This is a genomic window from Amycolatopsis sp. FDAARGOS 1241 (genome assembly GCF_016889705.1).
Lineage (GTDB): Bacteria > Actinomycetota > Actinomycetes > Mycobacteriales > Pseudonocardiaceae > Amycolatopsis.
Map to the genome: position 1 here is coordinate 8,088,122 of NZ_CP069526.1, position 24,707 is coordinate 8,112,828.

Sequence of the window (24,707 nt, forward strand, 5' to 3'; positions counted from 1 at the left end):
GGTGTGTGCCGGTGCTGGTGCACTCACCGTACCGGCGCCAGGCGTGCCAGGACCTGCGGACACCAGGTGATTCCACTCAAGCGGGACGCACGTGCACCACATCCCCCGCGGACACGGTCACGCGGCGGCCGTCGGCCGCGTCGACGAGCAGCCGGCCGCTCGAGTCGATGTCGGCGGCGCGGCCGGTGAGGGTGGCGTCGCCGGGCAGCTCCACACGCACGTCCTGGCCCAGGGTCGCGCAGTGGGCGCGGTAGTCGTCGAGCAGGCCGGCGGCGGTGAGGTCACCGGCCGCGGCGCGCCAGCGGCGTTCGAGGTCGTCGAGCCGGGTGAGCAGCGTGAGCGCCACGTGGGTGCGGTCGAGGTCGGCGCCGCCCTGTTCGGCGAGCGACGTCGCGGGCAGGCCGCCGGGGCCGGCCGGCACGTCTTCGCCGAGGGGCAGCACGTTGAGGCCGATGCCGAGGACGACGGCGGGCTCGGGTCCGGTGACGGCCTCGGCGAGGATGCCCGCGCACTTCGCGCGGTCCGGCCCGGCGAGCACGTCGTTGGGCCACTTCAGCACCGCGTCGACCCCCAGTTCGGCGGCGACGCCGCGCACGGCCAGGCCGGCGACCACGGACAGTGAGCCGAGCGCCGCGAACGAGACCCCCGCGGGCCGCAGCGCCACGCTCAGGTACAGCCCGGCGCCCTTCGGCGAACTCCACGAACGGGCCCGCCGCCCGACGCCCGCGGTCTGCTGTTCGGCGAGCAGCACCGTGCGGTCCGCACCGCCGTTTTCGACGGCTTCCCGCAGGTCGGCGTTGGTGGAACCGGTGGTGTCCACCACGTCGACCCGGGTGTACCGGGCGGCGAGTCCATCCCGCAGTCGCGCTGCGTCCATGCCTGACATGTGCCCAGAATATGAGAGTCCCCCTAACGTGCAAGCGACTCGCTCGTTACGCACAGGTGCGCTCTTCTAGATTGGACGCCGTGACGCCGCCGGAACCCGAGCACGACGTCGTGCCCGCCGCCAGGTCGTGGGCGCGCGGCGCCCTCCACCGTGGACTCGTCGCTTTGCCGCTCGTGGCCGGGCTCGTCACCGCGGGCTGGCTCGTGGCGGACCGTGACCAGCCCGCCCCGCCGGCTGCTGTCGCGGCGGCTGCGGTGACCGGTCCTTCGGTGCTGCAAGTGAGCGCACCCGTCCCGGCGCGGGAACCCGGGCAGGGCGCGTCGGGTGCCAGTGGCAAGACGCCGCTGCAGCAGTGGGCCGACTTACTGTCCGGACCGCTCGACATCCCCGCGGCGGCGTTGCTGGGCTACGCCGACGGTGAGCTCGCGCTGCGCTCGGAAGACCCCGGCTGCCACCTGTCCTGGGTGACGCTCGCGGGCGTCGGCGAGGCGAGTTCCGACCACGGCCGCCAGGGGGCGAACCCGCTGGGCCTGTCGTCGGCGATGTGGAAGAAGTACGGCTCGAAGATCCCCGGTGTCGACGAGCCGGCGCTGACCGATGCCGGCTCCGCCTCGGTCGCCGCCGGCCGCGCCCTGTGCGCGAGCGGCGCCGACCTGTCCGAGGGCGCCGGCTGGTGGAAGTCCATCGCGGCGTACGCGAGCAAGGACACCGAGCTGTTCCGCCAGCGCGTGCTGGGCAACGCTCAGCTCTACGCCACGCTCTCGCTGGACCCGGCGAAGGCTTCCTCGCCGGCCGTGCGCGCCACCCGCTTCGCGCTCGGCCAGCTCGGCCTCCCCTACGTCTGGGGTGGCAACGGCCCCGACGCCGGCGCCGCGGGCTTCGACTGCTCAGGCCTGACCAAAGCGTCGTACGACAGCGCCGGCATCGCCCTGCCCCGCACGGCCGACAGCCAATTCCGCGCCACACCCCGGGTCGCCGGCGAACCCCAGCTGGGCGACCTCGTGTTCTACGGCGACCCGGCGACCCGCATCCACCACGTGGGGCTGTACCTGGGCAACGGCCTGATGATCAACGCGCCCACCGAGGGCCAAGCCATCCAGATTCACACCTACCACTCCCCGGGCGACGACTACGCCGGCGCCGGACGCCCCGCCTGATCGGTGTCCCTGCCCGCCTGGTTGCCCGTTTGGGTGCCGGGGTGGTGCCGTGAGCACCTCGGCCCCGAGCCGGCTGCCGGGCTGTTCCGCGAAGTCGGGATGTCTCCGGTCTTCGGCCTCCGGCTGACCGACTGCCCGGAAGTCATGGGCAAAGCCCCCGTCCCGACGACGGCCGGGCCGCGCCCTGCGTGGCGGCGCAGGAGCGGCCGGCCGGACGCGGGTTCCCGTGCGCCCGAGAGCCTGAAAACCGTGCTGACGCAACGAAAAACCATCGCCCCCGAGGTCCAGTAGATACTCGATGCGCACCCTCTTGCCCGGGTCCTGACCCCCGTGCGCGGCATCGGGGTCAGGACCGCCGCCGCATCCTCCTCGCAATCGGCGACGCCTCCTCCTTCAAGTCCTCAGCCCATCTCGCGGCTACGCCGGCATCGCCCCGGTGACCCACCGCTCCGGAAGCAGCATCAAGGGCGAACATCCCGCCCGCACCGGCAACCGACGCCTCAAACGTGCCTTCTTCCTCGCCGCGTTCGCCGCCCTCTCCGACCCCATCAGCGGCACTCAATACGACAAGAAGAAGGCCGAAGGCAAGAAGCACAACGCCGCCCTCATCTGCCCCGCCCGCCGCCGCTGCGACGTGCTGTTCGCCATGCTCCGCAACAAGACCTTCTACCAAGCCCCGAAGCCCCTAGCCGCTTGACAACCAGCAGACGATCAGTCAGCGCGGCATATCGCGGGCGTCTGGATAGCGACGGCGGAACTCGACCAACACTCGTTCGTCGGCGGAGTAGACGTCCCAACTGGTGCTGTCAAAAGCCTCCAGGATGACCACGGGTTCACCGCCAACCCATCCGGTGAACGTGCCATCGATCACCTGAAGATCCGGTGCCGCCAACGCCAGGAGTTCCAGGGTGCCAACCCTGGCCTGAGGTGTCGTCTCAAGCAACTCTGCATACCGCGGGTGCGGCCCTGCCTCATCGATCTGCACCTGCCATCTGAGGTCGAGCCCGAGCCCGCCCAGGCACACCAGCAACTCCGCCAACGGCACATAACGACCGTCTCGCCACGCTGCGAAGGTGAGCGCTCTCATGGCCGCGCGGTCGTGAACCGGTACACCATCCACGTCTTTGCCTCACATCTGCCATTGGTCTGGCCTCGTTCACCGCGCAGCGGTTCAAGCCTTCCCCACGCCACCAAACGTGACCAGTGAATTTGCCGAGTTCCACGGCGCGCACCAGACCACCTCGACGACACAACACAGCGAAACCACCGACCACGCCTACAACGCGGCTTGACACAGGGACCCCCGGACCTGCTCGCCCCAGCAGACCCGCCCGGGCCCGCGCGGGAGCCAGGACGGTGCGAAAGCCGTCGGCACCCCGTTCGTCAGCTTCTTCCGGCCGCAGAGCTGACCACGTTGGCGCGCGTAGCAAGGTTCACCGACGTCCGGCACGTGTCCGGCGCCGGCCTGGCCGAGCGGTACTTCGCGGGCCGGTCCGAGGGGCTGCGGCCGTCCACCGGTGAGGACTTGCCGGTCGCCACGGTCTGACCCGGCACGCAATTCGCCAAGCGGACGAACGTGCTACTCCGCCCACCTGTTGTTCATTTTCCGACCACACGCCGGACTCCAACCGGGCACGCCCCGGCCCGCTCGTCTCCCCATCATGAGTCGCCCTTTCCCCCGAACCAGGAGGACTCATGATCCGCAAGCGGATCGTGGCCGCGCTCGCCGCGGCGACGCTGGCCGCGGCCGGCGTGGTGACAGCGGCCGTGACGAACGCCGGTGGACCGGACGTGGCGACCGCCGCCGCGGCCGTACCGACGTTCGACCACGTCGTGCTGGTGATGTTCGAGAACAAGAAAGCCTCGTCCATCACTTCGTCGGCCGCCCCGTACTTCACGTCCCTGGCCAGCCAAGGCGCGAAGTTCACCAGTTCCTTCGCCATCACCCACCCGAGCCAGCCCAACTACGTCGCGCTGTTCTCCGGCGCCACGCAGGGCGTCACGAGCGACACCTGCCCCGCCAACCTCGGCACCAAGGCCAACCTCGGCCAGCAGCTGATCGGCGCCGGCAAGTCGTTCAAAGGCTACTCCGAGTCGATGCCGTCCGACGGCTACACCGGCTGCTCCAGCGGCACCTACATGCGCAAGCACAACAGCTGGGTGGACTTCTCTAACGTCCCGGCGTCGAGCAACGTCCGCTTCTCCACCTTCCCCAGCGACTACACGCAACTGCCCACCGTGTCCTTCGTGACGCCGAACATGTGCAACGACATGCACGACTGCTCGATCGGCACCGGTGACACCTGGCTGAAGAACAACCTCGACGCCTACGCCCAGTGGGCCAAGACGCACAACAGCCTGCTGATCGTCACGTTCGACGAGGACAGCGGCACCTCGGTCAACCAGATCTTCACCACGTTCGTGGGCGCCCACGTGAAGCCGGGCAGCTACTCCGAATCCATCAACCACTACACGGTCCTGCGCACCATCGAGGCCTCCTACGGCCTGCCGGGGATCGCGGGCGCGGCGAGCAAGTCGCCGATCCTCGACGTCTGGCAGTGATCCACCCCGCGGGCGCGTCCACTGTGGACGCGCCCGCGGCCTGTCGAAGGGTGCGCGCGTGTACCTGTCCACCATCGGCCGGACCGAGCACAAGGTCTCCCGCGGCAAGATCGCCGCGAACGTGCTCGCGCTCGGCACCGTCAGCCTCGTCACCGACATCTCCTCGGAGATGGTCACGGCGGTGCTGCCCATCTACCTCGTGCTCGGCCTGCACCTGAGCCCCGCGATCTACGGCCTGGTCGACGGCCTCTACACCGGCGCGACGGCGCTGCTGCGCCTCGTCGGCGGTTACCTCGCCGACCGCGTGAGCCGGCGCAAGACCATCGCCGGGATCGGCTACGCGCTCTCGGCCGTCGCGAAGCTCGGGCTCGTCGCGGCCGGTTCGTCGGCGGGCGCGATCGGCGCGGTGATCACCGCGGACCGCACCGGCAAGGGCCTGCGGACCGCGCCGCGCGACGCGCTGATCACGCTGTCGGCGCCGCAGGACATGCTCGGGCGCGCCTTCGGCGTGCACCGCGCGATGGACAGCGCGGGCGCGTTCGCCGGTCCGCTCGTGGCGCTCGGAGTGCTCGCGCTGGTCGGCGCTTCGAGCACCGACGCGTTCGACGCGGTCTTCGTCACCAGCTTCTGCATCGCGGCGATCGGCGTGCTGCTGCTCGTGCTGTTCGTGCGCGACAAGCGCACGGCGCGGCCCGCCACGGGCACCGTCTCGCCCCGGGCCGCCGCGGCGCTCCTGCGTTCGGCGCCCGTGCGGCGGCTGCTGATCGCCGCGTGCGTGCTCGGCACCGCGACGATCGGCGACGGCTTCGTCTACCTGCTGCTTCAGCGGCGCGAGGACATCGACACGGGCTGGTTCCCGCTGCTGGCCGTCGGCACGAACCTCGCCTACCTCGTGCTGGCGGCGCCGCTCGGTTCGCTGGCCGACCGCTTCGGCCGGCTGCCCGTGGTGCTGTGCGGGTACGGCACGCTCGTGGTCGTGTACCTGCTGCTGGCCGGGCCGATCTCGGGCTGGCCGCTGGTGGTCCTGTCGCTCGCGTTGTACGGCGCGTTCTACGCCGCGACCGACGGCGTACTGATGGCGCTGGCCGGGCCGGTGCTGCCCGAAGCGCTGCGGACCACCGGGATTTCCCTGGTCCAGACCGGACAAGCGGTGGCGTACTTCGTGTCCTCAGCGCTGTTCGGGCTGGCTTGGCAGGTGTGGGGCATCGGCTGGTCGATGGCCGTGGCGGCCGGTGTGGCCGTGCTGGCGATCGTGGTGACGTTCGGAATGCTGCGGAAGGTGCGATGAAGACTCGGGTGCTGGTGGCCGTCGCGGGGATCGTGGTCCTCGTCGCCGCGGCGGCGGTCTACGTCGGGATGGCGGCGGCGCACAGCCGCGACGACGCGGCGACGGGCACGGTGTCGCTGACGCCCGGGCCGCGGTTGCTCGTGCGCAGCACCGCGGACGGCTCGCGCGGCCACCTCGTCACGGTGTCCGCGGCCGACCCCGGCGGCGCGCGCACGGTGTCGCCGGTGACGTGCGCCCGGGTGTACGCCGCCGGCGGCACGGGGCTGTGCCTGCGCCAGGACGGCGACCTCACGACCTACCAGCTGGCCGTGCTGAACTCCGGGCTCGTCTCGCAGCGCGAGATCCCGCTGGTCGGCCTGCCCAACCGCGCCCGCGTGTCCCCGAGCGGGCGCATGGTGGCCTGGACCGTTTTCGTCACGGGCGATTCCTACAACGGCGGCACGTTCTCCACGCGCGCCGGCATCCTCGACACGCAGACCGGTGAGCTGGCGGCGTCGCTGGAGGACTACGCGGTGACGCTGGCCGGCAAGCCCCATCACGCCGTCGACCTCAACTTCTGGGGCGTGACCTTCGCCCGCGACGATCACACCTTCTACGCCACCATGTCCACGGCGGGCCACCGCTACCTGGTGCGCGGCGACTTCCGCACGCACACGGTGGTGTCGCTGCGGGAGAACGTCGAATGCCCGTCGCTGTCCCCGGACGAGACGCGGATCGCCTTCAAGTCCGCGATCGGCGACGACCCGAACAAGGGCTGGCGGCTCTCGGTCCTGGACCTCGCGTCGGGTCGCGTGACGCCGCTGGCGGAGACCCGCAGCGTCGACGACCAGGCCGCGTGGCTCGACAACCGGTCGGTCGCCTACGGGATCCCGCGGGGCACGCAGCACTCGGACGTCTGGACCGTGCCGGCCGACGGCAGCGGCGTGCCGCGGGTCCTGGTGCCGGACGCGGAGTCGCCGGCCGCGCTTTCGTGAGTCCGCCCGGGCGGCGCCGGCACCCCGGGGAGTGTCAGACTTGTCCGGAACAGCGGATCTGACACCCAGGGAGAGCGATGAGCGCGGAGCCGGCCCCGGCCGACGTGCTCGCCGCCGAGCTGGCGGCCCTGCGCGCGAGCGCAGGCAACCCGTCGTTCCGCAAGATGGCCGAGCGGTCCGGCTGCATCTCGCACACCACCCTCCACGAGGCCGTGAAGGGCACGCGCTTCCCGTCGTGGGAGACCACGCGGGAGTTCGTGAAGGCGTGCGGCGCCGACGAGGGCCCGTGGCGGACACGGTGGGCGCAGCTGAAGGGTGTCCCGCCGGCACCGAACCAGCCCTCTGCGCCGGTCGAAACCGCTCCACTCGAGTCGGCGGCGTTGCCAGGCCCGCCGTCGAACGAGGCCGCCGGACCCGCTCCGGCGAATCCCGGCGAAGCGCCCGCCCAGCTCAGCGAGCCGATCGCCGCCACGACCGGCGACGGCGTCAGCCTCGCCCCACCGCCCCGCGTCCGGCCGCGGCGGCGGACCGCGGTGCTCGTCGCGGCGACCGTGGTGGTCGTGCCGGCGGCGGTGGCCGCGTTCGTCCTGCCCGGCCGGCTGGGCTCGGCGCCGGCCGGCGACAGCACCGCCCGCGTTCCCGGCGACAACACCAAGTTCATCGCCGACGTCACCATCCCCGACGGCACGCCGGTGCGCACCGGCGTCACCGTGCAGAAGGTGTGGGAGATCGAGAACGCCGGGTCCGTCGGGTGGCACGAGCGCTACCTGCAGCGCATGGACCTGCCACCCGCGCCGGGCACGTGCCGCACGCCCGACCGCGTGCTGATCGGCGACCCCGCGCCCGGTGAGCACGTGATGGTGAGCGTGCCCGTCACCGCGTCCGACACGCCCGGCCGCTGCTGGATCGGCTGGAAGATGGTCGACGCGGCGGGCACCGAGTTCTTCACCACACGGCGTCCGGTGTACGTGCTCATCACGGTCGTCCGCTGACGCTGTCAGATTCTGTAAGACCAGCTCAGCCGGGTACCGAACACCCCGGGCTCGCGGCAACGATGGGTCGTGGGCGAAGACGTCCCCCTCGTCTTCGGCAGACCACTGGGGGTCGGTCCGTGGGTGCGTCCGGCATGCACGCGCCCACGGACCGCCGTTTTCACGCCGTGCGGCGGAAGGTGTGGCGGTACGCGCTCGGCGACACCCCGAGCGCGCTCTGCAGGTGCTGGCGCAGCGACGCCGCCGTGCCGAAGCCGCAGTCGGTGGCGATGCGGTCGATCGGCAGGTCCGTCTCTTCAAGCAGCTGCCGAGCCCGTTCCACGCGTTGCTGGGTGAGCCACTGCAGCGCCGACACCCCGACCTCCTCGCGGAAGCGCCGCGTGAACGTGCGCACGCTCATCGACTCCTTCGCCGCCAGGTCGCGCAGCGTCAACGGCCGGTCGAGGTGCTCCAGCGCCCACGCCCGCGCGGCGCTCGTCGACGCGGCCCGCGGCTCGGGCACCGGGCGGCGGATGAACTGGGCCTGCCCGCCCTCGCGGTGGGGGGACACGACGGTGCCGCGCGCGACGTCGTTGGCGACGGCCGCGCCGAAATCGCGGCGGATCATGTGCAGGCACAGGTCGATGCCGGACGCGACGCCGGCGGAGGTGAGGACGTTGCCGTCCTCGGTGTAGAGCACGTCGGGGTCGAGTTTCACCCGCGGGTACTCGAGCTGGAACTCACCCGCCGAGCGCCAATGCGTGGTCGCGCGGCGGCCGTCGAGCAGGCCCGCGGCCGCGAGCACGAACGCGCCGGTGCAGATCGACGCGACGCGGGCGCCGGGGCGGATGAGGCCGACGGCGCGAGCCAGCGACGGCGTGTACTCGCGGCCGGTGGGCTCGTACTCCACCGCCGACGCCGGGATCACGACGGTGTCGGCCTCGGCCAGCGCCTCGGGCCCCTGGGCGACGGGGAGCAGGAGGTCGGAGTCGGTGCGGAGGTCGCCGGGCTCGGGCGTGCAGGTGACGACCTCGTACAGCGGCTCGCCCTCGGCCGAACGCGCCTGGCCGAACAGCCGGTGGACGATGCCGAGCTCCATCACGAGCATGCCGTTGCGCACCAGCACCGCGACGTGGTGCCGATCGGGATGACGGAAAACGGACATGGCCCGATTCTTGCACAGGTTGACCATCGGGCCACTGGTTCGCCGGTCGGGACGGAGCGAACCTGGCGTCATGAACGTCCTCTGGCTCTTCGCCCATCCTGACCCGCACTCCCTCGGCGGCGCCCTGCGCGACGAGGGCCTGGCCACGTTGCGCGCCCTCGGTCACGACGTGTGCGAATCCGACCTCTACGCGATGGGCTGGAACCCCGTCGTCGACGAGATCGCGACCACGCCGCCGGACGTGGAAGCCGAACAGGCCAAGCTGACCTGGGCCGACGCGGTGGTCGTGCAGTTCCCCTTCTGGTGGTACGGCACGCCGGCGATCTTGAAGGGCTGGTTCGACCGCGTGTTCGTGAAGGGCTACGCCTACGACGTGCGCGGCTGCGACGGCCGCACCCTCCGCTACGGCGAAGGCGCGCTCGCGGGCAAACGCGCGCTGGTCGTCGTCACCACCGGCTCGACCGCCCCGGCGCTGGGTCCGCGGGGCGTGAACGGCCCGCTGACCGACCTGCTCTTCGGCCTCCAGCACGGCACGCTCTTCTACACCGGGATGTCCGTGCTGCCGCCCTTCGCCGTATACGACGCGGACCGCATGACCGCGTGCGCCTACGCGTGTGCGGTTTCGGGTTTGCGGGAGCGCCTGCGCGCACTGGGGACGACGACGCCGCTCCCGTTCCGCACCCAGAACGGCGGCGACTACGGGCGGGACCTGGTGTTGCGCCCGGACCTCGCGCCCGGCCGCGAAGGACTCGGTGTCCACCTCGGCTGAGGCCGCTTGATCACCTCGAACGCACCGGCCACCCGCTGTTCGCCGTGGCCACGCTTCGCCGCCACGAGGTGCACCGGCCCGGCAGCGTCGAGACCCACAGTGGACACTTCGGCGCAGTGATCGCCGCTCGCTCGCGACCACCTCCGCCGGCGCCGGGATCGAGGAGCGTTGCGGCGCCGGGGTTTCGAGCAGCTCACGGTGTTCGGCGAACGCGGCTCCCGACCCGCCGCAGCCGCGCCGACGATCGGCACCCATCGCGTTCCGCCGGGGCGTGCTGCCCGGGCACTGACTCAGCCCAGCGCCCGGTTGTACGGCGCGAACCGCCGCTCGGCGAGACCGGGTAAGGCCTTCCCACCGTGCACGAGCCGCGGTGCGGGGCCCACCGGGAGCAGCCCCGACGCGCGGCACCAGTCGGACAGGCCCGCGTGCGCGAAGTCGACGTCCACGCGGATCGGGCCGCCCGTCGCGCGGGCGATGCCGCGGACCAGTGCCTTCGCTTCGTCCTCGGAAGGCGCCACGACGGGGCCGATGACGGTCACGCCGTCGAGCACGGTGCCGAGCGCGAAGCCGTCGTCGGTGACGTGGACGTGTTCGGCTTCGAACAGCAGGCGGTCGAGGAGCGCGCGGCGGGGGAAACCCTGGGCGAGGGCGTCCAGCTCGTAGACGCGAGCGACATCGGCGGGGGTGATCGGGCGCGCGGCCGGGCCGCCGTCGTCGGCCAGCGTGCCGAGGTGGCCTTCGCAGCCGCCGTCGACGACGAAGCCCAGCGATTCGTAGAGCCGTTGGCCCAACGAGCTCGCGTGCAGGAACACGGTCGTGTCGCCCGCGGCCCCGACGGCGTGGGAAGTCACGCGGCCACCGAGCCCCTGCCGCCCGTAGCGCGAAGCGACCACGACCATGGAGATCGACGCGACCGGACCCGTCTCGACGAGGATCGAGGTCGCCGCGAGGCCGTCGCCGTCGGGCGCGTCGATGCCGAAGCCGCGGCCGACGTCGAGGAGGATGGACCACTTGCGGTGCTCCCGCGGCCAGTCGCGGTCGGCTCCGAGGTCGAGGCAGGCGGTCAGGTCGGCGGGCCCGAGCGGGCGGACGGGAGCGTCGGCGAGAAGCACACCGCCACCCTATGCCCGGGGAGGCGTACGCCACACGCGAAGCGACCTGGCGGTAGCTAAGCTCCGCTCCATGAGCAGTGCGACGCAGCCGCTCGGGACTCCGCCCGAGAAAGAACCGGACATCCACACCACGGCCGGCAAGCTCGCGGACCTCTACCGCCGCTACGACGAGGCCGTGCACGCCGGGTCGGCGCGCGCGATCGAGAAGCAGCACGCCAAGGGCAAGAAGACGGCCCGCGAGCGCATCGACCTCCTGCTCGACGAGGGCTCCTTCGTCGAGCTCGACGAGCTGGCGCGGCACCGCTCCACGAACTTCGGGCTGGAGAAGAACCGCCCGTACGGCGACGGCGTGGTCACGGGCTACGGCACCGTCGACGGCCGGCCCGTGTGCGTGTTCTCCCAGGACGTGACGGTGTTCGGCGGTGCGCTCGGCGAGGTCTACGGCGAGAAGATCGTGAAGGTCATGGACCTCGCGCTCAAGACCGGCTGCCCGATCATCGGCATGAACGAGGGCGGCGGCGCACGCATCCAGGAAGGCGTGGTCTCCCTCGGTCTCTACGCCGAGATCTTCCGCCGCAACACCCACGCCTCGGGCGTGATCCCGCAGATCTCGCTGATCATGGGCGCCAACGCGGGCGGGCACGTCTACTCCCCCGCGCTCACCGACTTCGTGGTGATGGTCGACGAGACGTCGCAGATGTTCATCACCGGCCCGGACGTCGTGAAGACCGTGACCGGCGAGGACGTGACGTTCGAGGAACTCGGCGGAGCGCGCACACACAACACTAAGTCGGGCGTCGCGCACTACCTCGGCTCCGACGACGAGGACGCGATCGCCTACGTCAAGGAACTGCTGTCCTACCTGCCGCAGAACAACCTGTCCGAGCCGCCGGTGTTCGAAGCCGGTGAGCCCGCCGGGTTCTTCGAGAACGTCACCGACACCGACCGCGAGCTCGACACGATCATCCCCGACTCGCCGAACACGCCCTACGACATGCACGAGGTCATCACCCGCGTGCTCGACGACGGCGAGTTCCTCGAGGTCCACGAGCTCTTCGCACCGAACATCCTCGTGGGCTTCGGCCGCGTCGACGGCCAGAGCGTGGGCATCGTCGCCAACCAGCCGACGCAGTTCGCCGGCTGCCTCGACATCTCGGCGTCGGAGAAGGCCGCGCGGTTCGTGCGGACGTGCGACGCCTTCAACATCCCGGTGCTCACCTTCGTCGACGTGCCCGGCTTCCTGCCCGGCACCGACCAGGAGTGGAACGGCATCATCCGCCGCGGCGCGAAGCTGATTTACGCGTACGCGGAGGCGACGGTCCCGCTCGTCACCGTCATCACGCGCAAGGCCTACGGCGGCGCGTACGACGTGATGGGGTCCAAGCACCTCGGCGCCGACGTCAACCTCGCCTGGCCGACCGCCGAGGTCGCGGTGATGGGCGCACAGGGCGCGGCGAACATCGTGCACCGCAAGACGCTCGCCACGGCCGCCGCCGAAGGTCGCGACGTCGACGCCCTCCGGGCCGAGCTGATCCAGGAGTACGAGGACACGCTGCTGAACCCGTACGCCGCCGCCGAACGCGGCTACGTCGACTCGGTGATCGTGCCCGCCCACACGCGCGGACACGTCAGCAAGGCGCTGTCCCTGCTGAAGAACAAGCGCGAATCGCTGCCGCCCAAGAAGCACGGCAACATCCCCCTGTGAGGTCTCCCGTGAGCGATCGCCCCCTGCTCCGCGTCGTCCGCGGCAACCCGGACGACGTCGAATTGGCCGCGCTGACCGCCGTCGTCGCGGCCGCCGCGGCGGCTTCGGCTGCCACAGCGCCGGCTCCTGCTCGCCGCGCCTCGTGGTGGAGCGACCGGGCCACCGCGCTGCGCGCCCCCCTGCACCCGGGCGACGGCGCGTGGCGGGCTTCGGCGTTGCCGCGCTGACGTTTTCCGACCGCGGGCCGGCCTTCGTGGTCCGGCCCGTTTTCGTTGCGCCTGCGCCCAGCGCCCACCCAAGCCGTTCCGACCGCGACCAGCCGCAGACGGGCGGAGGGCAGGCAGCGTTGGGGGCTCAGTACTACGGCGCAGGCAGTGAGAACGGCGACCGCATCGACGACCCCTCCGAAGCCGCGCCGTTCATGCTGATCAGCGACCTCTACGACTCGGACAACACCTTCGTAGTCGTCCAACTTGACGAGGATGATCCCGGGTGGTTTGCCTCAGTGGCTGTCCCGGACGAAGGCGGCTACGAGATCGTCCAACGCGACACCACCAGCAACGAGCATCACGTCACCACGTCGACCAGCACCAACGACATCGCCCGCGACCTCACCATCTGGATGGCCGCCCGCCACTTCCCCGAACGGCCGAGCAACCAGACCACCGGCTTCTCGGACACGCGCCCTACCTGATGGCCAAATACACCTGGCCGAGGAACCGGTCGACGAGGTCGTCGGTGAAGCGGCGCGTGACCGGCGCGCCGGTGACCAGCACGCGGTAGTGGATCGGCCCTATCAGCTGCTCGACGGCGCGGTCGAGGTCGGTTCCGGCGGGCAGGTCGCCGCGCGCGACGGCGCGTTCGAAGGGCAGCCGGTCGCGCGCGTGCTGCCCGCGCACGTGCTCGGCGCGCAGCCGCGCGGCCAGCGCGGGGTCGTGCTGGGCCTGGCCGAGCAGGGCGCGGAAGACAGCCCCCGCGTCGGCCGTGGTCAGGAAGGTGGCGACGGCGGCGAGGTGGTCACGCAGATCCCGGCGCAGGTCGCCGTGGTCGGGCGGGACCAGCTCTTCGGCGAGGTCGTCACCGAGCGCGTCCAACAAGATGTCCACTTTGGACGGCCACCAGCGGTAGATGGTCTGCTTCGAAACGCCGGCGGTGGCGGCGATCCGCTCCACCGTCAGCCCGGCGAACCCGTGTTCCACCAGCAGGTCGTCGGCGGCCTCGAGCACGGCGCGGCGCGCGTCTTCGCTCCGGCCGTACCGGTTCCCGTGGTGCCGGCGCGTGTCCGGCGCAGTGACCTCTCCCACGTCGGGAAGCCTAATCGGCTTGTAGACAAGACGCAACGTTGCGTCTAGCGTGACTTCTCGTTCAACGGAATGGGGGGTCTCGAACTCATGTGTTCCGCGTGTGGGGTGCCGACGCACGTGCCGGAGGAGCCTGCGGCGGTCGCCGCGGCGCCGCGCAAGTTCGCCGCGCTGTACAACAAGGATTGCCGCCCGTACCTGTTCGGCGCGGGGCTGGCGATGATGGCCGACAACATCGAGCACGTGATCACGTACTGGGTGCTCTGGGAGAAGTTCCACTCGCCCGCGCTCACCGGTTTCGAAGTGATCAGCCACTGGGTGCCGTTCCTGCTGTTCTCGGTGTACTTCGGCGGGCTCGCCGACCGGCACGACTGCCGGCGGATCATCCAGGCCGCGCAGGCGTTGTTCATGATCGTGTCGGCATTGTGGGGCGTGCTGATCCTCACCGATTCCCTGCAGGTGTGGAGCGCGTGCGTGCTGCTCGTGTTGCACGGCTGCGCCGGCGCGATCTGGGGGCCGGGCGAACAGCTGATGCTGCACGACTTCGTGGGCCCCGCCGAGCTCCCGAGCGCCGTGCGGCTCAACGCGACCTTCCGCAGCCTGGGCATCCTCTTCGGCCCGGTCGTCGGCTCGGCGCTACTGCTCGGACTGGGGCCGGTGGCGGGGATCTTCGTGAACGTCGCGTTCTACCTGCCACTCACGATCTTCTTGTTCCGCACCAAGTTCACCGGCCACACCCGCGACGGCGGCATCATCGCGCGGCCGCGGGTGGGCCTGTTCGACTCCGTGCGCGTGCTCCGCGAAGTCGGCGCCAACCCGACCATGGTCGGCATGATCATCCTGGCCGGGCTCGGCGCGTTCTTCGTGGGTGCCTCGATGCAGAGCTCCATGCCGATCTTCGCCCAGGACCTCGGCGCGGGCAGCGCCGGCACGGCCTACGGGGTGCTGCTGTTCGCCAACGGCGCCGGCGGCGTCCTCGGCGGCATCCTGCTGGAGGCGACGGGGCGCATCAAACCCAACGTGCCCGCCGCCGTGGTCAGCACCGCCGTGTACGGGTTGTCCAGCCTGTTCTTCGCCTGGACCGCCAGCTATCCGCTCGCGGTGGTCCTGCTGCTGATCGGCGGGGTCGCGAACCTCGCGTCGATGTCGATCGGGCAGACGGTGGTGCAGCTGCTGGCCAAACCCGAAGAACGCGGGCGGGTGATCGGCGTCTACAACGTCTCCGCCAACGGTTTGCGCGCCGGCAGCGGGTTCACCGTGGGCTTGCTGGGCTCGGCGGTGGGGGTGCACTGGTCGCTGGGCTTGAGCGCCGCCGCGCTGACCGTGGGGACGGCAACCGCCGGGTGGTACTCGCTGCTGGGCCGACGCGCACGGGCGGCGCGGGAACAGCTGCACCACGTGGCCGACTGACCGACGCGCGCTGCGGCTTCGAGGCCCGGGCCCCAGCCCGGGCCTCGTTGCTGCGCCCGGGTGCGGCTACGCACCGCGACGACCAGTTTTGTCAGACCCTCCGGCTATCGTGGCCGAACAACGCCCAAACCAGGCCATCACCGTCAGCGACAGTGCGTTCACCAGCACAAACCGCACTGGACCACCCGTTGCCCGGCACCGTATAGTCCACGAACCTTATAGTCCACGTGGAATAACCGCACTGGATCACTCGAAAGGATCTAGGACCGATGCCTTCCGTGAAGCTGACCGCTCTGGGGGTGGCCGTGCTGGAGCTGCTGCACGAGAAGCCGATGCACCCCTACGAGATGGCTCAGCTCATGCGCGAGCGGTACGTCGACCGGCGCGTGAAGCTGAAGGCCGGCTCGCTCTACCACACCGTGGAGCGCTTGCAGCGATGCGGTTTCATCGAGGTCGTCGACACCCAGCGGGACGGCAGGCGGCCGGAGCGGACCGTGTACGCGATGACGCCCGCGGGGCAGGACGCGCTCGAACAGCGGGGGCGGGAGCTGCTCGGCGACGTCGCCGAGGAGTACCCCGCGTTCCTCAGCGGGCTGGCCGTGATCGACGAACTCGGGCGCGACACCGCGCTGGTCGAGCTGGAGCACCGGATCACGCTGCTGCGTGCGAGCGTCGCCTCGGACCAGGTGATGCTCGAGCAGGTGCGCGGCGAGGCGGTGCCCGAGGTCTACTGGCTCGACTTCCGCTACGCCGCCGACCACCGGGCCTTCGAGCTCGAGTGGTGCGAGCGCCTCTACGCCGAACTTTCCTCCGGCCGCATTCCTTTCCAGGGCCACAAGCCCGCTTTGAGCCTAGTCACCGAGGAAACCGATGAACGCGAGACAAGCTGACCCGTGGGCCGCGCTCAGCGCGCTGTGCCTGGGGTTCTTCATGATCCTGCTGGACACGACCATCGTGTCCATCGCGGTGCCCAACATGCTGATCAAGCTGGACACCGGCCTCAACTCCGTGGTGTGGGTGATCAGCGTCTACCTGCTGACCTACGCCGTGCCGATGCTCTTCACCAGCCGCCTCGGCGACCGCTTCGGGCCGAAGCGGGTGTTCCTCGCCGGCCTGGTCGTGTTCACGGGCGCGTCGCTGTGGTGCGGCCTGTCCGGCAACGTCGAGCTGCTCATCGCGGCCCGCGCCGTGCAGGGCCTCGGCGCCGCCCTGATGACGCCGCAGACGCTGGCGTTCATCACGCACCTGTTCCCGCCGGCCAAGCGCGGTCCCGCGATGGGGGCGTGGGGCGGTGTCGCCGGCCTGGCCACGATCGCCGGTCCGCTGCTGGGCGGCGTGCTCGTCGACCACCTCGGCTGGGAATGGATCTTCTTCGTCAACGTGCCCATCGGCGCCGTCGCGATCGTGCTGACGCTGCTGCTCGTGCCCGACTGGCAGCCGAGGCACTCGCACTCCTTCGACTTCATCGGCATCTTCCTCTCGGCCGCGGGGCTGTTCTGCCTCGTGTTCGGCGTGCAGAACGGGCAGCAGTACGACTGGGGCACCGTCTTCGGCGGCATCACCGTGTTCGAGTTCATCGGCGCCGGCGTGGTGCTGCTCGTGGCTTTCGTGCTGTGGCAACGGTTCAACCGCCGGGAGCCGCTCGTGCCGCTCGCGGTGTTCGCCAACCGCAACTTCTCCGCGGGCACGGTCACCGCGACCACCGTCGGCTTCACGATGACGGGCATGTTCCTGCCGCTGATCATCTACATCCAGACGGTGCTCGGCCTGACCCCGACGCTGGCCGGCGCGCTGACCGCGCCGATGTCGTTGCTGTCAGGGGTCATCGCGCCATTCGTGGGCCGTGCGTCGGACCGGATCAACGGCAAGTACCTGGTGATGGGCGGCCTGTCGCTGCTGGCGGTCGGCATGGGCATCATCGCGCTGCAGGCGCGGCCGGACACGAGCCCGTGGGCCCTGATCCCCGCGCTGCTCGTCTGCGGCCTCGGCATCGGCTGCATCTTCTCGCCGATGAGCAACCTGACGATGGCGTCGGTCCAGCCGCAGCTCGCCGGCACCGCGTCGGGCATCTTCAACACCGCGCGCCAGGTCGGCGGTGTCCTCGGCAGCGCGGCCATCGGCGTGCTGCTGCAGGCCCGTATCAGCGCCTCGATCACCGACGAGGCGGCGAACGCCGCGGCCCAACTGCCCGAGCAGTACCGCCGGCCGTTCACCGAAGGCATCGCGAAGGCCGCGGCCTCCACGGGCGAGTTCGGCTCGTCCGGCGGCCCCTCGTCGATGCCGGGACTGCCCTCGGACATCGCCGCGCAGGCCGGCCGGCTCGCGACCGAAGCCGTTCACCACGGCCTCACCGACGCCGCCCGCGCCACCCTGATCCTGCCGATCGCCGTGCTGTTGCTCGGAGTCCTGTCCGCGTCGCTGCTGCGCCGCGTCACCCCGCGCCCCCAGGCCCCGGCGAACTCCGCGGAGACGCAAGCGCCGGCCACCGCCTGACCCACGCGCCGTCCCTCGGCCACCGGCGCGGGAACCGGGGCCGAGGGGACGGTGCGCTTACCGCGGGAGAGAAAAGTCGGTGAGCGGTCGTGAGCCGGCGGCGGTCCGCCTCGGCGAAGTGGCCGGTCCTGTGGCGGTGCCACGGCGCACGAGGCCCGCCGGCCCGGTCAGTGAAGTGGTCGTCGCGGCGGTCTCCGCCGCGCGGCCCCACACAGCGAGCACCACCTCGCCGACGTGGCCGGCCGGGGCCGGCGGCGTGCAGCCGATCGCGGGCGAGCCGACCGGCGAACGAGCGAAGCGGTGGCCGGCCGACTCCGCTGAGTAATCGACTCAGCCGCGCCGGTTCGGGCGGCGTGCGATCGGGCAACGGAGGCGAGCACCACGTCCATCACCCGCGCAGCTGCTGGGAGGTCTTGCCGGCCCCGCCGGTGTCCGGGCGCCCCACCTCGCGGTGCTTCGGTGCTCGCAGCCGGGCCCACCAGGGAGAGCGCGACCTGGTCGCAGGCGTGGATTCGGTCACCCTCACGGTCATGCGTTCACCGTCGTCCCTTCCCGGCAGCTGCCCTGCTACCGTCGAGGCCGGTCGTGCCGCGGAGTGCACGCGGGAGGCCCAGGCCGATATGTTGCGAGCAACAACAAACTACTCCGCGATCGAGTGTTGCGGGTCACAATTCGGCAACGCCCGCTACGAGCGGTAACTTTCACCCGTGCGCCTCGTTCTCGCCTCCCAGTCCCCCGCCCGCCTCGCCCTGCTCCGTGCCGCCGGTTTCGATCCGAGCGTCGTGGTGTCCGGGGTCGACGAGGACGCCATCGCGGCGTCGCTCACCGACCCGGAGCCCGAGGAACTCGTCACAGCGCTGGCGAGCGCCAAGGGCAATGCCGTCTTCACCGAGGTGGCCGGCGCGCTGAGCGACGCCGTGATCGTGGCGTGCGACTCGATGCTCAACATCGGCGGCGAGATGGTCGGCAAGCCGGGCACGCCCGAGGTCGCGCGGCGCCGGTGGGCTGCGATGGCCGGCAACTCGGGCGACCTGATCACCGGCCACGCCGTCATCCGTGTCGAAAACGGCCACCGCACCAAGGAAGCCGCCGGCACGCAGCGCACCACCGTCCACTTCGGACACCCCAGCGACGAGGAACTCGAGGCGTACCTCGCCAGCGGCGAACCGCTTCAGGTGGCCGGGGCGTTCACGCTCGACGGGCTCGGCGGCTGGTTCGTCGAAGGCATCGAGGGCGACCCGTCGAGCGTCATCGGGCTCAGCCTCCCGCTTGTGCGGCGCCTGCTGGCCGAGGTCGGCGTGAGTGTCGTGGATTTCTGGACGCCTCCCACATCCTGAGACAACTTTCACTCCACCGAGTGATGGAAGAAAGTTCATGTTCGGCCCGGATCGGGCTGGAACGGGAACTTTCGACCTCTGGGGTGGCTTCGTGTCTTTCCTCCGCGCGTACACCAAACCTCGTGTCTTCGCGGCCGCGGTGATCGGCTCGCTCGTCGTGGGCGCGGCGCTCGGCGTCCTGGCCAGGACGACGGGCGCCACCACGCTCACCGAAGTGCTGCACCAGATCGGCACGATCTTCACGACGCTGCTGCAGATCGCGGTGATCCCGCTGGTCTTCACGGCGATCGTGGTCGGCATCACCAGCCTGCGCGGCCTCGGTGGCGGCCGGAAGGCCGCGCGCCTCGGCGGCCGCACCGTGCTGTGGTTCGCCATCACGTCGTTCATCGCGTCGCTCATCGGCATCGCGATCGGCAAGCTGTTCAACCCAGGCGCGGGCGGCCTCGGGGCCGGCATCGCGGCCACGGCGAAGAACGCCGACAAGGCCGCGAAGAGCGTGAGCAACTGGGGCTCGTGGGACGCCTTCATCGACGGCCTGCTCCCCCGGAACTTCTTCGCCGCCTTCGCCGAGGGCAACACGCTTCAGGTGCTCTTCCTCGCCGTGCTGATCGGTGCCACCGCCTACAGCCTGGGCGACAAGGCGAAGCCGTTCGCCGACTTCACCGCGAGCGTCTTCGAGATCGTGCAACGCTACCTCGGCTGGATCGTGCGCCTCGCCCCGATCGGCATCGCGGGCCTGATCGGCGCGGCCGTCGCCAACTACGGCGACGCGCTGTTCCGCCCGCTGCTCTCGACCACGGTCGCGGTGTACGCCGGTTGCCTGCTGGTGCTGTTCGTCGTCTACCCGATCCTGCTGCAGTTCGTCGCGAAGGTCAGCCCGCTCACGTTCTTCGCCAAGGCCGGCACGGCGATCCAGTTCGCGTTCGCTTCGCAGTCGTCCGCCGCGACGCTGCCGCTCACTCGCCAGGCGGCGGTGAACCTCGGCGTCGAACCGTCCTACGCGGCCTTCGCCACCCCGCTCGCCAGCGCGACCAAAATGGACGGTTGCGCCGCCGTGTTCCCCGCCATCGGCGCCATCTTCATCGCCAACCTGTCCGGGGTTTCGCTGAGCATCGGCCAGTACGCCGGCATCGTCGTGGTCGCCGTGCTCGGCGCGCTCGCCACGGCCGGGACCACCGGCTGGCTCACCGCGCTCACCCTCACCACGGCGTTCATCGGCCTCGACGCCAAGCAGGTGGCGCTCGGCATCGCGCTCATCTACTCCGTGAACCCGATCATGGACATGATGCGCACGGCCACCAACGTCGCCGGCCAGATCGTGGTCCCGGCCGTCGTCGCCCGCGGCGAAGGCCTGCTCGACGACACCGTTCGCGACGCACCGGCCCCGAAGCATGCCACCCCCGTCACGGCCTGATCCCTGACGGCGGCCGGGCGAACCCGCTCAGCCGCCGTCCGGGCACGGCCGCAGTTCCGACGCGCGCACCTCGACCTCCGGCCAGCCCCGCAGGTCCGAGGGCGCCGTCACCTTCTTCGTGCACCCGATCACCGCGCCGCTGAGCTGGTAGGCCTCCGCGAGCACCGGCGCCGCCTGGCACTCAGGCGTGCCGGGTGTCGCATCGGGACACTCGTGGCGCACGACGAGCACGTCCGGGCGCCCGTCGGCCGTCGTGTCGAACAGCGAAAGCGTGCCGGCGTCGGCGAAGTACGGTTTGCCGAAGTCGCGCCACACACCGTCGGACCCGATGAGCAGCTCGCCGTACGCGCCGCCCGCGCCGTCGACCGCACCACCCACGGTGCCGCGCACGAGGCACGCCGAGGTCTTGCCTGCGATGCACCGCAACGACTGCGCGTTCAGCTTCGCGCCCATCGTCGTGATGGCGAGCTCGAACTCCGTGCCCGGCTGCGGTCCGACCTGCACGCGGCCCCAGCCGCCCGACGCGTCGGCCAGCAGCACCACCGGGGTGCCGCCCACCGTCACCGCGGCCAGCTGCCGGCACGGGCCCGGGCCGCAGGTCGTGGTGGTGGGCGCCGCGGGCTCGGGGATCCCGGACACGCCGGGTGCGGCGGCCACGTCGGCGGGCTTCGGCCGCAGTCCGAAGACGACCACGAGCGCCGCCACCGTCACGACGGCGGCGAGCACCGCCGTGAACAGCGCGGATCGCGGGATCCGCAGGGGCGAGGTCCGCATATCCGAGACTGTAGGCGACCTTGCGGACCGTGTCCGTCTATGTTGTCCCCGTGACGAACCCGAACCTGCCCCCGGCCCTGTACCTGCCGACGAGCCCGGTCGCCCCGACCACCGACGGGGGCACCGGCGCGAACATCGAGCTGCGCCACACCCCGGACGGCCGCGTCGCGCTCGTCGCCTTCACCTCACTCGAAAAGCTGGTCGAGTGCTGCGGTGAGCACCAGCCGTGGCTCGTGCTCGACACGGCGCACCTGCCGATGCTCCACCAGGTCAACCCCTACGACGTCATCGTGCTCGACACCGAGCTCCCGGTCGAACTGCGGCACACGGCGCGGGTATAACCGACAACTACCGGGTGGTCCAGCTCTCATCCCAGCGGGTATTGCGGTCCGTAGACTCCCGGACACCAGGCAGTGGAGCGCACCGGACACGGGAGGTTACGGGTGACCGAGCAGGACATCGCGAGCACAGGTGGTCCGGTGACCAAGATCCTCGTCGCCAACCGCGGTGAGATCGCGGTCCGCGTGATCAGGGCGGCCAAGGACGCGGGTCTCACCAGCGTCGCGGTGTACGCCGACCCCGACCGCGACGCACCCCACGTGCGCCTGGCCGACGAAGCATTCGCCCTCGGCGGTTCGACCGCCGCCGAAAGCTACCTGTCCATCGACAAGATCCTCGACGCGGCGAAGCGCTCCGGCGCGGACTCCGTTCACCCGGGATACGGCTTCCTGTCCGAGAACGCCGAATTCGCCCAGGCCGTGCTCGACGCCGGGCTCACGTGGATCGGGCCGAGCCCGCAGTCCATTCGGGACCTCGGCGACAAGGTGACCGCGCGGCACATCGCGATGCGCGCCGGCGCACCGCTCGTGCCCGGCACGAAGGAACCGGTGAAGGACGCCGACGAGATCATCGCGTTCGCCGACGAGCACGGCCTGCCCGTGGCGATCAAGGCGGCGTTCGGCGGCGGCGGCCGCGGCCTCAAGGTCGCCCGCACCCGCGAGGAGATCCCGGAGCTGTTCGAGTCGGCGACGCGCGAAGCGGTGGCCGCGTTCGGGCGCGGCGAGTGCTTCGTGGAGCGCTACCTCGACAAGCCGCGCCACGTCGAAGCGCAGGTGCTGGCCGACCAGCACGGCAACGCGATCGTGGTCGGCACGCGCGACTGCTCGCTGCAGCGCCGGCACCAGAAGCTCGTCGAGGAGGCGCCCGCGCCGTTCCTGTCCGACGACCAGCGCCGGCGCATCCACGAATCGGCCAAGGCGATCTGCAAGGAAGCCGGCTACTACGGCGCCGGCACGGTCGAGTACCTCGTGGCCACCGACGGCACCATCTCCTTCCTCGAGGTGAACACCCGGCTGCAGGTGGAGCACCCCGTGTCGGAGGAGACGACGGGCCTCGACCTCGTGCGCGAGATGTTCCGCATCGCGCGCGGTGAGAAGCTGCGCATCACCGAAGACCCCGAGCCGCGCGGGCACTCGATCGAGTTCCGCATCAACGGCGAGGACGCCGGCCGAGGCTTCCTGCCGGCGCCGGGCACGGTCACGAAGTTCATCTCGCCCAACGGTCCCGGCGTACGCGTCGACTCCGGCGTGGAGTCGGGCAGCGTGATCGGCGGGCAGTTCGACTCGATGCTCGCGAAGCTCATCGTCACCGGTTCCGACCGGAACAACGCGCTCGAGCGCAGCCGCCGCGCGCTGGCCGAGTTCGTGGTCGAGGGCATGGCGACCGTGCTGCCGTTCGACCGCGTGATCGTGGACGACCCGGCGTTCATCGGCGACGAGAACGGGTTCAGCGTGCACACGCGCTGGATCGAGACGGAGTTCGACAACAAGATCGAACCGTTCGACAACAACACTGCGCCCGATGCCGAAGAAGAGGCGCCGCGGCAGAACGTGGTGGTCGAGGTCGGCGGGCGCCGGCTCGAGGTGTCGCTGCCGGGTGGGTTCGCGCTCGAAGGGGCGGGCGGCGGTGCGGCGGCCGCGAAGGCCAAGCCGCGCAAGCGTTCCGGGGGCGCGAAGGCTGCGGTGAGTGGCGACGCGGTCACGGCGCCGATGCAAGGCACGATCGTGAAGATCGCCGTCGAGGACGGCCAGCACGTCGAGGCGGGCGAGCTCATCGTGGTCCTCGAGGCGATGAAGATGGAAAACCCGGTCACGGCGCACAAAGCGGGCACCGTCACGGGTCTTTCGGTCGAGGTCGGCGCCGCGGTGACCCAGGGCACGCAGCTTCTGGAGCTGAAGGACTGAAGTTGTGCCGAATGTCGTGGGTGGACCAGCCCACGGCGGCCTACCATCGACGGTGTGAACGAGGTTCCGTCTCCGCAGCTGCGGATCAGCGACCAGGAACGGGAATCTGCGCTGAATGCGCTCGGTGAGCACATGACCGCAGGACGGATCGACATCGACGAGTACGGCGAGCGCTCGGCTCGCATCACCGCGGCCAAGACGCGGGGCGAGCTGGCCGAGCTGTTCGCCGACCTGCCGGCGCCGCATCCGTCGTACGGGGGTGGGTCGCCCACGCAGCCTCCGGTGCCGGCCCCACCGTCGCCCGCCCCGATCCCGGCTACGGTGCCGCAGACCGCGGTGGCCCGGCCGGACGGCTGGTCGGGTGGCCAGCGCTTCACGGCCGCGGTCGTCCCGCTGGTGTGGATCGCGGCCATCGCGCTGATCGCCACAGGCACGCTGCCCGCGTTTCCCTTGATCCTGGCGCCGATCGTGCTGAGCATCATCGGCCGCGCGCTCTGGGGCCAGGGTGGGGACCTCGAACACCGCCACCGCGAACACCGGCTCGAGCACCGCGAGATGCGGCGCGAGATGCGCGACGAATTCCGTCGCCGCCGCTGGGACCGCTGAGGCCCTTCCGTGTCCGACATGCGTCTCAGCGACGCCGAACGCCAGGACGCGCTCGACGTCCTCTCCGAACACGTCCGCACCGGCCGGCTCGACGTCGACGAGTACGGCACGCGGTCGGCGAAGGTCACGGCCGCCAAGGTGGTCAGCGACCTGGTGCCGTTGTTCGACGACCTGCCGTCACCGCGGCCGAGCGCGCTGCTGGCCGTGTCCCGCGAAGCCGCTCCGGAGCCTGCCCCGGCCCAGTCCGCTGACGGTGCGTTGCTGCGCTTCGCCACCCGCCACGCCGTGGCGATCTCCGTGGTCATCGCGATCGTGGTGCTCGTGCTTTCCCGCGGACGGCTGATGCTGGTGTTCGCACTGCCCATCGCGGTCCTCCTGATCACGGGCTGGCGCCGCCGCTGATCCACCGATCGGTGGACCCCCGCGTCGAAACGGTGGAGCCCCATCCCCGTCCGCGGCTGCGAGAATCGCGTCCATGATGGGTGTGGTGCCGGGTGCCGTGCACCCGCGCGCGGAACGGCTGTCGGGGCCGCGGTTCGC

Annotated in this window: 26 protein-coding genes and 1 pseudogene; 20 read left to right on the top strand and 7 right to left on the bottom strand. The window is 71.0% G+C overall.

From position 1 onward, the window contains the following. Positions 1–76: 76 nt before the first annotated feature. Complete coding sequence (locus I6J71_RS39235; protein ID WP_204091475.1) at positions 77–886, bottom strand: biotin--[acetyl-CoA-carboxylase] ligase; 810 nt, start codon at positions 884–886, stop codon at positions 77–79. An 80-nt stretch (positions 887–966) separates the two neighbouring features. Here I6J71_RS39235 and I6J71_RS39240 point away from each other — a divergent pair, with 80 nt between their 5' ends. Continuing rightward, positions 967–2,043 (top strand): C40 family peptidase, encoded by a 1,077-nt coding sequence (locus I6J71_RS39240; RefSeq protein WP_239154165.1) that lies wholly within the window; start codon positions 967–969, stop codon positions 2,041–2,043. A 234-nt stretch (positions 2,044–2,277) separates the two neighbouring features. Then, positions 2,278–2,740: pseudogene (locus tag I6J71_RS39245) on the top strand (transposase); the annotation flags it as partial. Between the two features lie 18 nt (positions 2,741–2,758). Here I6J71_RS39245 and I6J71_RS39250 read toward each other — a convergent pair. After that, positions 2,759–3,130, bottom strand: coding sequence for a hypothetical protein (locus tag I6J71_RS39250; RefSeq protein ID WP_204091477.1), 372 nt, complete (start codon positions 3,128–3,130; stop codon positions 2,759–2,761). A gap of 327 nt (positions 3,131–3,457) precedes the next feature. Here I6J71_RS39250 and I6J71_RS50050 point away from each other — a divergent pair, with 327 nt between their 5' ends. The 5 genes from I6J71_RS50050 (at position 3,458) to I6J71_RS39270 (ending at position 7,859) form a co-directional block, all read left to right on the top strand. Continuing rightward, positions 3,458–3,589, top strand: coding sequence for a hypothetical protein (locus I6J71_RS50050; protein ID WP_255570627.1), 132 nt, complete (start codon positions 3,458–3,460; stop codon positions 3,587–3,589). A 149-nt stretch (positions 3,590–3,738) separates the two neighbouring features. Next, the gene (locus I6J71_RS39255; protein WP_204091478.1) at positions 3,739–4,605 is read left to right on the top strand and encodes an alkaline phosphatase family protein; all 867 of its coding nucleotides are present in this window, start codon (positions 3,739–3,741) and stop codon (positions 4,603–4,605) included. Positions 4,606–4,663: 58 nt separating this feature from the next. Next, entirely contained in the window at positions 4,664–5,893 is a 1,230-nt protein-coding gene (locus tag I6J71_RS39260; RefSeq protein WP_204091479.1) for an MFS transporter, read from the top strand. Continuing rightward, on the top strand, positions 5,890–6,867 hold the full coding sequence (locus I6J71_RS39265) for a hypothetical protein (RefSeq protein ID WP_204091480.1): 978 nt from the start codon (positions 5,890–5,892) through the stop codon (positions 6,865–6,867). Before I6J71_RS39260 ends, I6J71_RS39265 begins: the two co-directional genes overlap by 4 nt. A 77-nt stretch (positions 6,868–6,944) precedes the next feature. Next, positions 6,945–7,859, top strand: coding sequence for an NBR1-Ig-like domain-containing protein (locus I6J71_RS39270; RefSeq protein WP_204091481.1), 915 nt, complete (start codon positions 6,945–6,947; stop codon positions 7,857–7,859). A gap of 160 nt (positions 7,860–8,019) precedes the next feature. On the opposite strand, the gene I6J71_RS39275 is transcribed toward I6J71_RS39270, so the two are convergent. Further along, positions 8,020–9,003 (bottom strand): GlxA family transcriptional regulator, encoded by a 984-nt coding sequence (locus tag I6J71_RS39275; RefSeq protein WP_239154166.1) that lies wholly within the window; start codon positions 9,001–9,003, stop codon positions 8,020–8,022. Between the two features lie 70 nt (positions 9,004–9,073). On the opposite strand from I6J71_RS39275, the gene I6J71_RS39280 reads away from it, so the two are divergent. After that, a complete protein-coding gene (locus tag I6J71_RS39280; protein WP_204091483.1) occupies positions 9,074–9,772 on the top strand; it encodes an NAD(P)H-dependent oxidoreductase in 699 nt (232 codons plus the stop codon). Between the two features lie 290 nt (positions 9,773–10,062). On the opposite strand, the gene I6J71_RS39285 is transcribed toward I6J71_RS39280, so the two are convergent. Continuing rightward, a complete protein-coding gene (locus I6J71_RS39285) occupies positions 10,063–10,884 on the bottom strand; it encodes a GNAT family N-acetyltransferase (protein ID WP_204091484.1) in 822 nt (273 codons plus the stop codon). Between the two features lie 70 nt (positions 10,885–10,954). Here I6J71_RS39285 and I6J71_RS39290 point away from each other — a divergent pair, with 70 nt between their 5' ends. From I6J71_RS39290 to I6J71_RS39300, 3 genes are read left to right on the top strand one after another with little or no spacing between them, the layout of a single operon-like run. Beyond that, positions 10,955–12,589: an acyl-CoA carboxylase subunit beta gene (locus tag I6J71_RS39290; RefSeq protein ID WP_204091485.1), complete on the top strand. Its 1,635-nt coding sequence runs from the start codon at positions 10,955–10,957 to the stop codon at positions 12,587–12,589. A gap of 8 nt (positions 12,590–12,597) precedes the next feature. Beyond that, on the top strand, positions 12,598–12,816 hold the full coding sequence (locus tag I6J71_RS39295) for an acyl-CoA carboxylase epsilon subunit (protein ID WP_204091486.1): 219 nt from the start codon (positions 12,598–12,600) through the stop codon (positions 12,814–12,816). Beyond that, entirely contained in the window at positions 12,789–13,283 is a 495-nt protein-coding gene (locus I6J71_RS39300) for a hypothetical protein (protein WP_204091487.1), read from the top strand. Before I6J71_RS39295 ends, I6J71_RS39300 begins: the two co-directional genes overlap by 28 nt. Here I6J71_RS39300 and I6J71_RS39305 read toward each other — a convergent pair. Next, a complete protein-coding gene (locus I6J71_RS39305; protein ID WP_204091488.1) occupies positions 13,276–13,893 on the bottom strand; it encodes a TetR/AcrR family transcriptional regulator in 618 nt (205 codons plus the stop codon). The genes I6J71_RS39300 and I6J71_RS39305 overlap by 8 nt on opposite strands. Positions 13,894–14,010: 117 nt before the next feature. Between I6J71_RS39305 and I6J71_RS39310 the strand changes: the two genes are divergently transcribed. From I6J71_RS39310 to I6J71_RS39320, 3 genes are all read left to right on the top strand, one after another. Further along, positions 14,011–15,300, top strand: coding sequence for an MFS transporter (locus I6J71_RS39310; RefSeq protein ID WP_239154167.1), 1,290 nt, complete (start codon positions 14,011–14,013; stop codon positions 15,298–15,300). A gap of 269 nt (positions 15,301–15,569) precedes the next feature. Next, complete coding sequence (locus I6J71_RS39315) at positions 15,570–16,190, top strand: PadR family transcriptional regulator (protein WP_204091490.1); 621 nt, start codon at positions 15,570–15,572, stop codon at positions 16,188–16,190. Beyond that, a complete protein-coding gene (locus tag I6J71_RS39320) occupies positions 16,171–17,793 on the top strand; it encodes a DHA2 family efflux MFS transporter permease subunit (RefSeq protein ID WP_204091491.1) in 1,623 nt (540 codons plus the stop codon). Before I6J71_RS39315 ends, I6J71_RS39320 begins: the two co-directional genes overlap by 20 nt. 388 nt (positions 17,794–18,181) lie before the next feature. Here I6J71_RS39320 and I6J71_RS39325 read toward each other — a convergent pair whose 3' ends face one another. After that, positions 18,182–18,325, bottom strand: coding sequence for a hypothetical protein (locus tag I6J71_RS39325; RefSeq protein ID WP_204091492.1), 144 nt, complete (start codon positions 18,323–18,325; stop codon positions 18,182–18,184). 175 nt (positions 18,326–18,500) lie between these two features. Between I6J71_RS39325 and I6J71_RS39330 the strand changes: the two genes are divergently transcribed. Next, the gene (locus tag I6J71_RS39330) at positions 18,501–19,130 is read left to right on the top strand and encodes a nucleoside triphosphate pyrophosphatase (protein ID WP_204091493.1); all 630 of its coding nucleotides are present in this window, start codon (positions 18,501–18,503) and stop codon (positions 19,128–19,130) included. Between the two features lie 91 nt (positions 19,131–19,221). Further along, the gene (locus I6J71_RS39335) at positions 19,222–20,544 is read left to right on the top strand and encodes a dicarboxylate/amino acid:cation symporter (protein WP_204091494.1); all 1,323 of its coding nucleotides are present in this window, start codon (positions 19,222–19,224) and stop codon (positions 20,542–20,544) included. A gap of 27 nt (positions 20,545–20,571) precedes the next feature. Here the strand turns inward: I6J71_RS39335 and I6J71_RS39340 are convergent, their stop codons facing one another. Further along, positions 20,572–21,318: a hypothetical protein gene (locus I6J71_RS39340; RefSeq protein WP_204091495.1), complete on the bottom strand. Its 747-nt coding sequence runs from the start codon at positions 21,316–21,318 to the stop codon at positions 20,572–20,574. A gap of 50 nt (positions 21,319–21,368) precedes the next feature. Here I6J71_RS39340 and I6J71_RS39345 point away from each other — a divergent pair, with 50 nt between their 5' ends. The 4 genes from I6J71_RS39345 to I6J71_RS39360 all read left to right on the top strand — a co-directional run bounded on the left by I6J71_RS39345 (position 21,369) and on the right by I6J71_RS39360 (position 24,569). Continuing rightward, positions 21,369–21,659, top strand: coding sequence for an SAV_915 family protein (locus tag I6J71_RS39345; protein ID WP_204091496.1), 291 nt, complete (start codon positions 21,369–21,371; stop codon positions 21,657–21,659). A gap of 102 nt (positions 21,660–21,761) precedes the next feature. After that, entirely contained in the window at positions 21,762–23,561 is a 1,800-nt protein-coding gene (locus I6J71_RS39350) for an acetyl/propionyl/methylcrotonyl-CoA carboxylase subunit alpha (protein WP_204097461.1), read from the top strand. A gap of 54 nt (positions 23,562–23,615) precedes the next feature. Beyond that, positions 23,616–24,167 (top strand): DUF1707 domain-containing protein, encoded by a 552-nt coding sequence (locus I6J71_RS39355; RefSeq protein WP_204091497.1) that lies wholly within the window; start codon positions 23,616–23,618, stop codon positions 24,165–24,167. Between the two features lie 18 nt (positions 24,168–24,185). Continuing rightward, positions 24,186–24,569, top strand: a complete 384-nt coding sequence (locus I6J71_RS39360; RefSeq protein ID WP_204091498.1) for a DUF1707 domain-containing protein — start codon at positions 24,186–24,188, stop codon at positions 24,567–24,569. Positions 24,570–24,707 lie beyond the last annotated feature (138 nt).

Coding starts and splice junctions, on each gene's coding strand:
- I6J71_RS39255 (WP_204091478.1), top strand. CDS start 3,739: ATGATCCGCAAGCGGATCGTGGCCGCGCTCGCCGCGGCGACGCTGGCC.
- I6J71_RS39315 (WP_204091490.1), top strand. CDS start 15,570: ATGCCTTCCGTGAAGCTGACCGCTCTGGGGGTGGCCGTGCTGGAGCTG.
- I6J71_RS39270 (WP_204091481.1), top strand. CDS start 6,945: ATGAGCGCGGAGCCGGCCCCGGCCGACGTGCTCGCCGCCGAGCTGGCG.
- I6J71_RS39250 (WP_204091477.1), bottom strand. CDS start 3,130: ATGAGAGCGCTCACCTTCGCAGCGTGGCGAGACGGTCGTTATGTGCCG.
- I6J71_RS39320 (WP_204091491.1), top strand. CDS start 16,171: ATGAACGCGAGACAAGCTGACCCGTGGGCCGCGCTCAGCGCGCTGTGC.
- I6J71_RS39360 (WP_204091498.1), top strand. CDS start 24,186: ATGCGTCTCAGCGACGCCGAACGCCAGGACGCGCTCGACGTCCTCTCC.
- I6J71_RS39275 (WP_239154166.1), bottom strand. CDS start 9,003: ATGTCCGTTTTCCGTCATCCCGATCGGCACCACGTCGCGGTGCTGGTG.
- I6J71_RS39340 (WP_204091495.1), bottom strand. CDS start 21,318: ATGCGGACCTCGCCCCTGCGGATCCCGCGATCCGCGCTGTTCACGGCG.
- I6J71_RS39265 (WP_204091480.1), top strand. CDS start 5,890: ATGAAGACTCGGGTGCTGGTGGCCGTCGCGGGGATCGTGGTCCTCGTC.
- I6J71_RS39235 (WP_204091475.1), bottom strand. CDS start 886: ATGTCAGGCATGGACGCAGCGCGACTGCGGGATGGACTCGCCGCCCGG.
- I6J71_RS39290 (WP_204091485.1), top strand. CDS start 10,955: ATGAGCAGTGCGACGCAGCCGCTCGGGACTCCGCCCGAGAAAGAACCG.
- I6J71_RS39280 (WP_204091483.1), top strand. CDS start 9,074: ATGAACGTCCTCTGGCTCTTCGCCCATCCTGACCCGCACTCCCTCGGC.
- I6J71_RS39325 (WP_204091492.1), bottom strand. CDS start 18,325: ATGACCGTGAGGGTGACCGAATCCACGCCTGCGACCAGGTCGCGCTCT.